Genomic DNA, 11,432 nt, shown 5'->3' with positions numbered 1-11,432 from the left:
TTTCCGGCCGCTGTCGGCCGCCGGCTGTCGGCATCGACATGAGGCGCCCCGGAGGCGAACCGAGCCCTCAAAAAGAAGGCACGTCCGGGCCGATTCTGCTGCGGACCGCCGTTTGCACCTCGGCCTCCTCCGCCGGGTCCGCGGCCAGCCGTCGCAGGCGTTCCGCCACGCGTACGTCACCGGTCTCGGCGTGCAGCGCGGCGACCTCTCTGGTGGTCTCCTCGCAGTCCCACAGGCATTCGACGGCGAACCCGGTGGCGTAGGAGGGATCGGTCGCGGCGAGTGCGCGGGCGGCGCGGCCGCGCAGGTGCGAGGAGGTGGTCTCGCGGTAGACATGGCGCAGGACGGGAGCCGCGCAGACGATGCCGAGGCGTCCGGCGCCGTCGACGAGTGTCCACAGATGGGGGGCGTCGGGCCCGTCGGACCGTACGGTCTCGCGCAGCGCGCCGAGCACGAGGTGGGTGTCGCGGGTGCTGCCCCGGGAAGCGAGCACGCCCGCGGCGGACGCGCCGAGGGCGTCGGGCCGGTGCACCCAGCCGCGGGCCCGGTCGACGGCTTCCTCGCCGCTCATCCGCTCGAAGGCGGAGACCGCGGCGTCGGCGACGGTACGGTCCGCGCCGGTGGCGGCGGCCTCGATCAGATCGAGGACGACGGGGTCGGCGGCCTCGGCGAGATAGTGGAGTGCCGCGCACCGGGCGCCGTCGGGTCCGCTCCGGGCGGCTTCGACGATCACCGGCCGGTCCTCGGGCCCCGCGACCGCGCTCAGACAGCGGGCGGCGGGCACATGGAGCACGGAGCCGCGTTCCAGGGCCTGCTGGGCCCAGTCGAAGACGGCCCGCACACTCCAGCCGGGCCGGGGGCCGCTCGGCCGGAGCTGGCGCTGCCAGCGGTCGAACGAGCCCTGTTCACCGGCCGCCCTGATCCGGGCGCCGACCTCCAGGCGCGGATCGTCCGCCCAGAGGCGCCATGGCCGGGGCTCGAACGCGTCCCGTACGGCGGAGGCCAGTTCGGTCTCGCCCTCCGGGGTGGCGGGGAATCTGGCGAGGACGGGCAGCGCCAGTGAGCGCAGGCCGCTGTCGTCGTCGCGCAGCGCCAGTTCGTCCAGGGCCCAGGCCCAGTTGGAGCCGGTCGCCGCGTAGCGCCGGAGCAGTTCCAGGGCGTCGTGCCTGCCGTAGGAGGCCAGATGGCCGAGTACGGCGAGCGCGAGCCCGGTACGGGACTCGTCGGTGTCGAAGTGGTCCTCGGCCTGGAAGAGATGGTGCTCGACCGCGTCGAGTCCGCCGTGGAGATCCAGATACAGACGCGCGTAGTACAGCGACCGGTTCTCGACCTGCCAGTCGTGCCGGGGGTCGTGCAGTACGCAGTGGTTGAGCGCGGCGAGCGCCTCCGCGCGGGGCGCCGCGAGCGCGTGCAGCGTGCCGTCGCCGCGGCCCCTCTGCAACAGGCCGAGCAGAGTGCCGCTCGGCGCTATGACTGGATCGAACATGGGAAAAGCCTCACATCAAGCTGTTGACGCAACCGGGGTGTGATGCGGCACCGGGAGTCCGGTGCCGACCCTCTCGGGTCCAGGCCCTGTCTGCCGAACCGAACGCAGACAACGCAGACAGGGCCTATGCCCCGCGGCAACATGTTCGGCCGCCCGTCGTCTCCCGCTCAACGCAGACCATCTTCCCTGCCTCTCGTCGGTGGCCCCCTGCGGGCCCGTCGTCATGATGACCCAGCCATTTCGCCACCGCGACCACATTTACGACGTCTCTCACCTGGCTCCGAACAGCTCCAGGAGGTCCGTCTTCCCAAACATCCGCGCGGTATCCACGGCGGAGGGGGTGCCCTCCCGCGGATCCGCCCCGCCGGCGAGCAGGGTCCTGATGACCTCGTCCTCCCCCTTGAAGACCGCTCCGGCGAGCGGGGTCTGGCCGCGGTCGTTGGGCCGTCCCGCCTCGGCGCCCCGCTCCAGGAGGGCGGCGACCGCCGGCGCGTGGCCGTGGTAGGCGGCGAGCATCAGGAGCGAGTCGCCCCGGTCATTGGTGAGATTCACGGGTACACCGGCGTCGATGTACGCGGCGAGCGCCTCGGTCTCCCCGCGCCGGGCCAGATCGAAGATCCTCGTGGCCAGCTCCACCACCTCGGGATCCGGGGTTTCGCTCATGAGTGGACCGCCTTTCACGCCGTTGACCTGGTATGTACGGCTGCTGGGCGCCGTACGAGTGAACCGACAGGGTACTGCGCGCGGCGCTTACGGCAGACGGGACCTGTGGTGCTCGGGCCGGGCCGCGGCACTCCGTCGACCAGTGCAGTGAAATAGCCGATATTTCACTCACTTGCACCTTTTGTCGCATAGATACTTGCGGTGATTCTGGAAGAACTCATGGTGACTGTCCCCTCAACCAGGAGAACTCTCATGATTCTTTCCATTTCGGGCGTCGTCCTGCTCGGAATCATTGTGTTCCTCTTCTTCCGGAAGGACGGGCTCAAGGCCTCGCACGCGATGGTGTGCTCCCTGTTCGGTTTCTACCTCGCGGGCACCGCCATCGCCCCGAGCATCACGGCCGGGGGCGCCAGCCTCGCCGGTCTCCTGGGCGGGATCAAGTTCTGACCCCCGTCCCTCCCTTTTCCGCACCCCACAGGAGACAGACGTGGCCCGGCGACCACTCCCCCGCATTCTGAGCAGCGGCACCGACCGGATCGCGCGCGGCCGCGAGCTGGCCCGGACGGCCGCCGACAGCGCCACCGACGTTCTCCATCCGCTGATCACGATCACCCGTGGACTGCGGTTGCTCGCCGCCGCGGGGCGCCAGAAGTGGGCCGGTACGCCGAAGGACCGGCGGGGTCCCGCGCTGTTCCTGGTCGCGGCCTGCGTCCTGGTGACCGCGCTCATCCCCTACGGGCCGATGCTGGCCCTGATCACGGTGATGGCCGTGGCCGCCTGGCAGGGCCGTGACCGACCGCCGCCGGTGCGGACCGGGCCCGACGAAGCGGAGGTGAAACGACTCCAGTCCCTGTACGAGGCGCTGGTGCCGTATCTCTCCGTTCCCGAGGACCCGAGTCCGCTCTTCGCCCACGGCGGCGAGTGGAGCACGGCGTTCGGCGAGCACGCCTTCGACACCGAGGGGCGGATCATCCGGCTCCAGCTCACGTATCCCGCGTACTTCACCGACGGCGAGCCCGACGCGCGGGCCCGGATCGAGCAGTTGCTGTACGCCAAGTCCGGGCGCGGCCGTGAATACCACTTCGACTGGCAGGAAGAGGCCAACCAGTTGGTGATGACCGTCCTGCCGGCCCTCTCCACCTCCATCGCCGCCCAGCGTTTCGTCACCGCCCCCGGTGAGACGGTCCTCGGTTTCACCGACGACGGAGCGGTGTCGCGCACCGTGCCGGTCCTGGCGGGCGACGGGAGCCGGGACGCGCCCCCGGTGCTCTGGCGGACGGGTCCGCGCGCCACGGAGCCCCATCTGCTGGTCGCGGGAGCGCCGGGCGGCGGCGCCACCAGTCTGCTGCGCTCCCTCGCCCTCCAGGCCCTCGCGCACGGAGACGTACTGATCGTGGAGGGCAGCGGCACCGGCGAGTTCTCCTGTCTGACCGGACGCGCCGGCGTACTGGCCGTCGAGTGCGGACTGGCCGGCGCGCTCTCCAGTCTCGAATGGGCGGCGAACGAGACCGAGCGGCGGCTCATCACCGCCAACAACGCCCGGCAGTCGGGCCGGCCCGTTCCCGAGGACGCCAGAAGGCCGCTGTGGATCCTGGTGGACCGGCCGAGTGTGTTCACGCATCTCGCGGCGGCGGACGGACGGCGTGATCCGCTGGAGCTGCTCCGGGTGCCGCTGCGCCACGGCAGGGCCGCCCATCTCACCGTGGTGGTGGCCGAGCAGCTCGACGGCCTGGACGCGCTCGACGAGACCGTGCGGACCCACACCCGGGCCCGGGTGATCCTCGGGCCGGTCTCGGCGCCTCAGGTGGAGGCGGTACTCGGGGCGCCCCCGCACACCACGCCCACGGCGGACGTCCCTCCCGGCAGGGGCTACGCGCGGCTGGGTACGGGCCCGGTGCTCAGGCTCCAGGTCCCGGCGACGCCCGACCCGTACGACGACGGGGCGAGCGCCTCGCACCGCCGCGCCGTCCTGGATCTGCTTCCGGAACCCCTCACGCGGTTCGACGGGACGCCGTCCGAACCGCCCGCGCGGGAGCGGGCCCAGGAACGGGGGCCGGAGCGGGTGCCCGAACAGGACCAGACGCCGCAGCGCGCGGCCGAGCCGCCCCCCGCGCCAGGACAGATCGGACGGCAGCTCTCGGCGGAGGGCTGAGCCGGCCGGAGCCCCCCGACGGGGACCCGTACGCCCCTCCCCGGCGTCGCGCCGAACCGTGTCGGGCCACGAAATCCGTCAGGCCACAAAGGTGCGCGGCGTGTCCGTTCCGCTGCTCGCGCCCGTCGCCACCAGGCGCGCCGCCGCCGCCAGCCGGGCCGCCGCCTCGACGGCGACCGGGCCGCCCACGGTGAACGGCAGCCGCACATACCCCTCGAACGCCCCGTCGACACCGAAGCGGGGCCCCGACGGCACCCGGACACCGACCCGTTCGCCCACCTCGGCCAGCCGGGAACCGGAGAGTCCGCCCGTACGCACCCACAGGGTCAGCCCGCCGCGCGGCACCTCGAACTCCCAGCCGGGCAGTTGTTCACGTACCGCCGCCACCAGCGCGTCCCGGTTCTCCCGCGCCTGCGCCCTGCGCAGCGTGACCGCCTCCTCCCAGCCGCCGGTCCGCATCAGCCAGTTGATGGCGAGCTGCTCCAGCACCGGGGTGCCGAGATCCGCGTACGCGCGTGCCGCGACCAGGGACCGGATCACATCCGGCGCCGCGCGCACCCAGCCGATCCGCATCCCCGCCCAGAAGGCCTTGCTGGCCGAGCCGACCGTCAGCACCGTGCTCCCGGCGGGGTCGAAGGCACAGACCCGCCGGGGCATCTCGACATCCGCGTCGAGATACAGCTCGGACATGGTCTCGTCGACGACCAGCACCGTGCCCGCCGAGCGTGCCGCGTCGACGAGCCCGCGCCGCTGGTCCTCGTCGGCGAGCGCGCCGGTCGGATTGTGGAAGTCGGCCACCACATAGGCGAGCCGGGGCGCGGCCTCCCGCAGCACCTGGCGCCAGCGCCCCAGGTCCCAGCCGGTCAGCCCCTCGGCCATGGCGACCGGGACCAGCCGGGCCCCCGCCTCCCGCATGAGCTGGAGGATGTTCGCGTACGAGGGCGACTCCACGGCGATCCGCTCGCCCCGGCCCGCGAAGAGATGGCAGATCGCGTCGATCGCGCCCATCGCGCCCGTGGTGACCATGATCTGTTCGGGCATGGTCGGGATGCCGCGCTCGGTGTAGCGGTCGGCGAGCATCTGCCGCAGGGCGGGCAGCCCGGCCGGATAGTCGCCGTGGGTGTGCGCGTAGGGCGGCAGTTCCTCCAGGGCGCCCCGCACCCCCCGGGTCAGCCAGGGCTCGGGCGCGGGCAGGGCGGCGGTGCCGAGATCGATCATCGAGCCCAGCGACTCGGGCGGCAGCGGTTCCAGACCGCGCGCGGGCAGCGGATTGCCCGCAGGCACGGCGGTCCAGCTCCCGGCGCCCCTGCGGGACTCCAGGAAGCCCTCGGCGCGCAGCGCCTCGTACGCGGCGGCCACCGTCGTACGGCTCACGGAGAGCGAGAGCGCGAGTTCGCGTTCCGCCGGCAGCCGGGCGGCCACCGGGACCCGGCCTTCGAGGACGAGCAGCCGGATGCCGTCGGCGAGGGCCCGGTAGGCGGGTGGTCTGCGGGTGCCGGGGCCCGCGGGCGCGGCCTGCTGGGTGGTGAGCTGCCGGGCGAGCTGAGCCGCGCCGACGGCCGAGGTCCACTGCGCCATGAAAATCAGTCCGCCTTCCTCGAATTGGCCATGGATGGCCTCTGTCGGCCAGCCACAGAGTGACAGGCACCAGTCCACCATCGCATCAAGGGGCCGCATCGTGTCCGTTCCGTCTGGTCCGTCTGGTTCCTCCGGCCTCTCCAGCCCCTCCGATCCCGCTGTCCCCTCTGGCCCCTCTAGCCCCTCTAGCCCCTCCAGCCTCTCCGACCCCTCTGGCCCCTCTCGTTTCTCCCGTCCCACCCGCCTCCGGGGACGCCGGCTCCCCCGCAGGGTGACGCAGCTCTCCGCCGGGCTCGCGCTGTACGGGGCGAGCGCGGCGCTGCTGGTGCGCGGCGGTCTCGGGCTGGAGCCCTGGGGGGTGCTGCACCAGGGGCTCGCCGAGCTGACCGGGCTGACCATGGGGGTCGTCTCGATCATCGTGGGCGCGGTCGTGCTGCTCCTGTGGATCCCGATCCGGCAGCGCCCGGGGCCGGGCACGGTGGCCAATGTCTTCGTGGTCGGTGTCGCGATGGACGCCACGCTCGCTCTCGTGCCCGACGCTCATGGCCCGCTCGCCCGTATCGCGCTGCTGATCGCGGGCATCGTCCTCAACGGGGTGGCCACCGGTCTCTACATAGCCGCCCGGTTCGGCCCGGGGCCGCGCGACGGTCTGATGACGGGGCTGCACCGGCTGACCGGCCGCTCGGTGCGACTGGTCCGTACGGCGATCGAGGTCGCCGTCGTCGCCACCGGCTTCGCGCTCGGCGGCTCGGTGGGGATCGGCACGGTCGCCTACGCCCTGGCCATCGGGCCGCTCGCCCAGCTCTTCCTGCGCGTCTTCGCCATCCCCGCGGCGGACGGCGGCAGTACGCCCGTCGCCGCCGGGACACCGGCAGGGGCCATACTGCGGCGGTGACTCGCGTACCCCACCCCTATCTCGACCGGCCGGCACCGATCCCGTTCGCCCATCGCGGCGGCGCGGCGGACGGTCTGGAGAACACCGCGGCGGCGTTCCGGCGCGCGGCCGGACTCGGCTACCGCCACTTCGAGACCGATGTGCACGCCACGGCGGACGGCCGGCTCGTCGCCTTCCACGACGCGACCCTGGACCGGGTGACGGACTCACGCGGCCGGATCGTGGATCTGCCGTGGGCGCGGGTGCGCCGGGCGAGGGTGGCGGGCACCGAGCCGCTGCCGCTCTTCGAGGAACTGCTCGAAGAGTTCCCCGAGGCGCGCTGGAACGTGGACATCAAGGCGGCGCCCGCGCTGGAACCGCTGGTCGAGCTGATCCGCAGGACCGGGAGCTGGGACCGGGTGTGCGTCGGCTCGTTCTCCGAGGCCAGGGTGGCGCGCGCGGCCCGGCTGGCGGGCCCGCGGCTGGCCACCTCGTACGGGGTACGGGGGGTGCTGGGCCTGCGGCTGCGCTCCTACGGGATCCCCGCCCCGGTCCGCGCCGGCGCGGTGTGCGCACAGGTCCCCGAGACGCAGAACGGCATCCCGGTCGTGGACGAACGCTTCGTCCGCACGGCGCACGCGCGCGGCCTCCAGGTCCATGTCTGGACGGTCAACGAGCCGGATCGGATGGAGGCGCTGCTCGACCTCGGCGTGGATGGCATCATGACGGATCAACTGGAAGCGCTGCGCACGGTGTTGACCGCGCGAGGAGCCTGGCATTGACCGGGCGGGGCGCCGGCACGCAAGGAACGAGGACACCCGGGGTGACCGCTGAGACCGCCGTGGACAGGGCCGACGGGGCGGCGGACCGCAGACGCGAGCAACGCGGCTGGTACTTCTACGACTTCGCGTGCTCCGTCTACTCGACGAGCGTGCTCACGGTCTTCCTCGGCCCCTATCTCACCTCGGTGGCGAAGGCGGCGGCCGACGCCGACGGCTTCGTGCGTCCGCTGGGCATACCCGTGCGCGCGGGCTCGCTGTTCGCGTACGCGGTCTCCGTCTCGGTGGTGGTGGCGGTGCTGGTGATGCCCCTGGTGGGCGCGGTGGCCGACCGTACGGGACGCAAGAAGCCGCTGCTGGCCGTCACCGCGTATCTGGGGGCGACCGCCACGGCGTGCATGTTCTTCCTGGACGGCGACCGCTATCTGCTGGGCGCGCTGCTGCTGATCGTGGCGAACGCCTCGCTCTCGGTCTCGATGGTGCTCTACAACGCGTATCTGCCGCAGATCTCCGGATCCGAGGAGCGCGACGCCGTCTCCTCGCGCGGCTGGGCCTTCGGCTACACCTCGGGCGCACTGGTGCTGGTGCTGAATCTGGTGCTCTACACCGGCCATGAGTCCTTCGGTGTCTCCGAGTCGACGGCGGTGCGGATCTGTCTGGCCTCGGCGGGTGTCTGGTGGGGCGCCTTCACGATCGTGCCGCTGCGCCGGCTGCGGGACCGGCGGGTGGCGCGGAACGGTGACGGCTCCCCCGGCGAGGGCGCGGTGGGGGCGGGCTGGCGGCAACTGACGGCCACGCTGCGGGACATGCGGCGCCATCCGCTGACGCTCTCGTTCCTGCTCGCCTATCTCGTCTACAACGACGGTATCCAGACGGTGATCTCGCAGGCCTCGATCTACGGCTCCGAGGAACTGGGCCTGGACCAGACGACACTGATCACCGCCGTGCTGCTGGTGCAGGTCCTGGCGGTCGGCGGCGCACTCGGCATGGGCCGGATGGCCAGGGTGTACGGGGCCAAACGCACGATCCTGGGTTCGCTGGCCGTCTGGACGCTCATCCTCGCGGCGGGCTACTTCCTGCCCGCCGGGACACCGGTCGCGTTCTATGTGCTGGCCTCGGCGATCGGGCTGGTGCTGGGCGGCAGCCAGGCGCTGTCCCGTTCGCTCTTCTCCCATCTCGTGCCGCACGGCAAGGAGGCCGAGTACTTCTCCGCCTACGAGATGAGCGACCGGGGGCTGAGCTGGCTCGGGCCACTGGTGTTCGGGCTGGCGTATCAGCTCACGGGAAGCTACCGGGATGCGATCATCTCGCTGGTGGTCTTCTTCGCGCTCGGGTTCGGCCTGCTGGCGAGGGTCCCGGTCCGCCGGGCGATCATGGCCGCGGGAAACCCCGTACCGGAGCGGATTTAGACGTTGAAGTGAAAGGGCGGTAGTGTACGCGTTTGGCCTGCCAGGCGGACCGTTACTGCGTGCGCGGGAATCGGAATCGCCGGGTGACATCTCCTGTTAGATGTGACAAACCGGGCGCTGGTGGGTACAACAAGGGCGGCACGACGGGCGACGCATGACTCGGAACGGGAATCTTTACCGCCGACCGGACGTTGACCGGATGACGACGACAGCGACACCTGTCCTGTGGGCGACAAGCCCGGGAGGCACGATTCATGAGTGAGCGAGCTCTCCGCGGCACGCGACTCGTGGTTACCAGCTACGAGACGGACCGCGGCATCGATCTGGCCCCGCGCCAGGCGGTGGAGTACGCATGCCAGAACGGCCATCGATTTGAGATGCCGTTCTCGGTAGAGGCGGAAATTCCGCCGGAGTGGGAGTGCAAGGCGTGTGGCGCCCAGGCACTCCTGGTGGACGGGGATGGCCCCGAAGAGAAGAAGGGCAAGCCTGCGCGTACGCACTGGGACATGCTCATGGAGCGGCGCACACGCGAGGAGCTGGAGGAGGTGCTGGCCGAGAGGCTGGCCGTCCTGCGCTCCGGCGCCATGAACATCGCCGTGCACCCGCGGGACAGCCGGAAGTCCGCCTGACCGCGTAACCACCGCATACGACAAGCGAGACAACAGCACAGAGCCGCGGGCTGCGTCACATCGATATGTGTGCCGCAGCCCGCGGCTCTTTCCTGCCGTGCCGGGCGCACCGGTCAGGGGGTCAGCGGCGGTCGCGGGCCCTGCTCGTCCTCACCGGGGTGGCGCGTGGTCCCGTCGTCGTGCTTGATGACCTCGCCCTGCACGACCTTGCCGTCCGGCCTGCGCATACGGGCCTGCTGGAAGGCGTCACCGAGGCTGCCGGGCGGCGCCGCCGCGGCCATGCGCCGCTCCAGCGACCGCTCCGCGTACCGGCTGAGCCCCGTCCGCAGCGGCGGCACGAGCAGCAGCAGTCCCGCCACATCGGTGATCAGCCCCGGGAGCATGATCAGCAGACCGCCCAGCATCAGGAAGCCGTTGCCGCCGCTGCCGTTGGCGGGCTCCGGGACAAGAGGTTCGCCGGGGTGCTCCGCCTGCTGCTTCTGCGCCCTCTGCACGGTCTCGGTCAGATTGCGGAAGGCGCGACGGCCGGCGCGCTTGATGACCACGGCGCCGAGCACGAGCGCGCCCAGCAGGAGGAACAGCACGGTCAGACCGCCCGCCGCGTCGGCCACGACGATCAGCAGCCAGATCTCCAGCACCAGCCAGGCGGCGATGCCCAGCGGAACGAAAGTGCGGGCTCGGGAGCGCTTGGGAACGGTCCGGGGCGATTGCGCGGTCGTCATACTCCCAGTGTGCCTGGGCGGGGGCCGGGACGGCGTACGGGGGTGCGGTCAGGACGGCCGGTTCCGGCCGTCGGAACCACGGCCGAGCAGACGGTTGGCGCGCGCCCCGACCCCCCACGCGGTGACCCGCCACAGCGCCTCGATCACGATGTCGCGGCTCATCTTGGAGTCGCCCAGCTCGCGCTCGACGAAGGTGATGGGCACCTCCACCACCTGACAGCCCGCCTCGACCGCGCGCCGGGCCAGGTCGACCTGGAAGCAGTAGCCCTGTGAGGCGACGGCGTCGAGGCCGATCCGCTCCAGGGTCTCCCTGCGGAACGCCCGGTAGCCGCCGGTGACATCACGGATCGGGACACCCAGCAGGACGCGGGAGTAGGTACTGCCGCCGCGCGAGAGGACCTTGCGGGTCGTGGGCCAGTTGACGACGCGTCCGCCCGGCACCCAGCGCGAACCGAGGACGAGATCGGCGTTCTTCAGGGCGGTCAGCAGCCGGGGCAGTTCCTCGGGCTGGTGGGAGCCGTCGGCGTCCATCTCGACCAGGACGCCGTAGCCGCGCTCCATGCCCCACCGGAAGCCCGCGAGATAGGCGGCGCCGAGCCCCTCCTTGCCCCTGCGGTGCAGCACCTGGACCTTGCTGTCCTCGGCGGCCAGGTCATCGGCGATCTTGCCGGTGCCGTCGGGGCTGTTGTCGTCGGCGATGAGGATGTCGGCCTCCGGCACCGCGGCGCGGACCCGGGAGACGATCGACCTGATGTTCTCCGCCTCGTCGAAGGTCGGGATGATCACCAAGGCCGTGCCGAGCGGGCCGTACCGCCTCTGACCGCCGTCGTTCACTACTGCCCCTTAATTGCCGTACGCAGGGGCACCACCATAGCGAGCGCGCGAGGGGCGCCCATCACCCTGGTCACGGGGTGTCGAAGGGGTGGGAACGATGTCCGGAGATGCCCCACGCCCCACCGCCCCCACCCCGCTCCCGGGGTCACATCGACACCCCGGCCACCGTCGGCCGCCGGCGAGTGAGCCGAAGGGGCGCGTCGGTGCCGAGAAGGAGAGCGCGCGGAGGTTCGTGAGGTACGAGCGAACCGAGCACGGTCGACTGTCGGCATCGACATGAGGCGCCCCGGAGGCGAACCGAGCCCA

At 71.8% G+C, this 11,432-nt stretch carries 11 protein-coding genes; 6 read left to right on the top strand and 5 right to left on the bottom strand.

The genetic code is table 11. The features are described from left to right. Positions 1–67: 67 nt before the first annotated feature. The gene (locus tag ACFYYH_RS32525) at positions 68–1,486 is read right to left on the bottom strand and encodes a HEAT repeat domain-containing protein (protein ID WP_388558847.1); all 1,419 of its coding nucleotides are present in this window, start codon (positions 1,484–1,486) and stop codon (positions 68–70) included. A 270-nt stretch (positions 1,487–1,756) separates the two neighbouring features. Next, positions 1,757–2,149, bottom strand: coding sequence for an ankyrin repeat domain-containing protein (locus ACFYYH_RS32520; RefSeq protein ID WP_388558844.1), 393 nt, complete (start codon positions 2,147–2,149; stop codon positions 1,757–1,759). 252 nt (positions 2,150–2,401) lie between these two features. Between ACFYYH_RS32520 and ACFYYH_RS32515 the strand changes: the two genes are divergently transcribed. Both ACFYYH_RS32515 and ACFYYH_RS32510 read left to right on the top strand, forming a co-directional pair. Then, positions 2,402–2,596, top strand: coding sequence for a hypothetical protein (locus ACFYYH_RS32515; RefSeq protein ID WP_388558841.1), 195 nt, complete (start codon positions 2,402–2,404; stop codon positions 2,594–2,596). Between the two features lie 40 nt (positions 2,597–2,636). Continuing rightward, positions 2,637–4,301, top strand: coding sequence for a hypothetical protein (locus ACFYYH_RS32510; RefSeq protein WP_388558838.1), 1,665 nt, complete (start codon positions 2,637–2,639; stop codon positions 4,299–4,301). Between the two features lie 78 nt (positions 4,302–4,379). On the opposite strand, the gene ACFYYH_RS32505 is transcribed toward ACFYYH_RS32510, so the two are convergent. Next, positions 4,380–5,879, bottom strand: a complete 1,500-nt coding sequence (locus ACFYYH_RS32505; protein ID WP_388558836.1) for a PLP-dependent aminotransferase family protein — start codon at positions 5,877–5,879, stop codon at positions 4,380–4,382. A gap of 271 nt (positions 5,880–6,150) precedes the next feature. Here ACFYYH_RS32505 and ACFYYH_RS32500 point away from each other — a divergent pair, with 271 nt between their 5' ends. The 4 genes from ACFYYH_RS32500 (at position 6,151) to ACFYYH_RS32485 (ending at position 9,570) form a co-directional block, all read left to right on the top strand. Further along, positions 6,151–6,774 carry a YitT family protein gene (locus ACFYYH_RS32500; RefSeq protein ID WP_388558834.1) on the top strand — a complete coding sequence of 208 codons (624 nt, stop codon included), beginning with the start codon at positions 6,151–6,153 and terminating at the stop codon, positions 6,772–6,774. Then, complete coding sequence (locus ACFYYH_RS32495) at positions 6,771–7,535, top strand: glycerophosphodiester phosphodiesterase family protein (RefSeq protein ID WP_388558831.1); 765 nt, start codon at positions 6,771–6,773, stop codon at positions 7,533–7,535. Before ACFYYH_RS32500 ends, ACFYYH_RS32495 begins: the two co-directional genes overlap by 4 nt. A gap of 41 nt (positions 7,536–7,576) precedes the next feature. Next, positions 7,577–8,941 (top strand): MFS transporter, encoded by a 1,365-nt coding sequence (locus ACFYYH_RS32490; RefSeq protein ID WP_388558828.1) that lies wholly within the window; start codon positions 7,577–7,579, stop codon positions 8,939–8,941. Positions 8,942–9,195: 254 nt separating this feature from the next. Further along, positions 9,196–9,570, top strand: coding sequence for an RNA polymerase-binding protein RbpA (locus ACFYYH_RS32485; protein ID WP_003959706.1), 375 nt, complete (start codon positions 9,196–9,198; stop codon positions 9,568–9,570). A gap of 113 nt (positions 9,571–9,683) precedes the next feature. Here ACFYYH_RS32485 and fxsA read toward each other — a convergent pair whose 3' ends face one another. After that, entirely contained in the window at positions 9,684–10,292 is a 609-nt protein-coding gene (gene fxsA, locus ACFYYH_RS32480; RefSeq protein WP_388558824.1) for an FxsA family membrane protein, read from the bottom strand. A gap of 48 nt (positions 10,293–10,340) precedes the next feature. Further along, positions 10,341–11,126: a polyprenol monophosphomannose synthase gene (locus ACFYYH_RS32475; protein WP_388558822.1), complete on the bottom strand. Its 786-nt coding sequence runs from the start codon at positions 11,124–11,126 to the stop codon at positions 10,341–10,343. Positions 11,127–11,432: the final 306 nt, after the last annotated feature.

Source organism: Streptomyces sp. NPDC002018 (assembly GCF_042890865.1).
Taxonomy (GTDB): domain Bacteria; phylum Actinomycetota; class Actinomycetes; order Streptomycetales; family Streptomycetaceae; genus Streptomyces.
The sequence above is the reverse complement of the archived record's forward strand: the minus strand, read 5'-3'. Positions and strand labels throughout refer to the sequence as shown.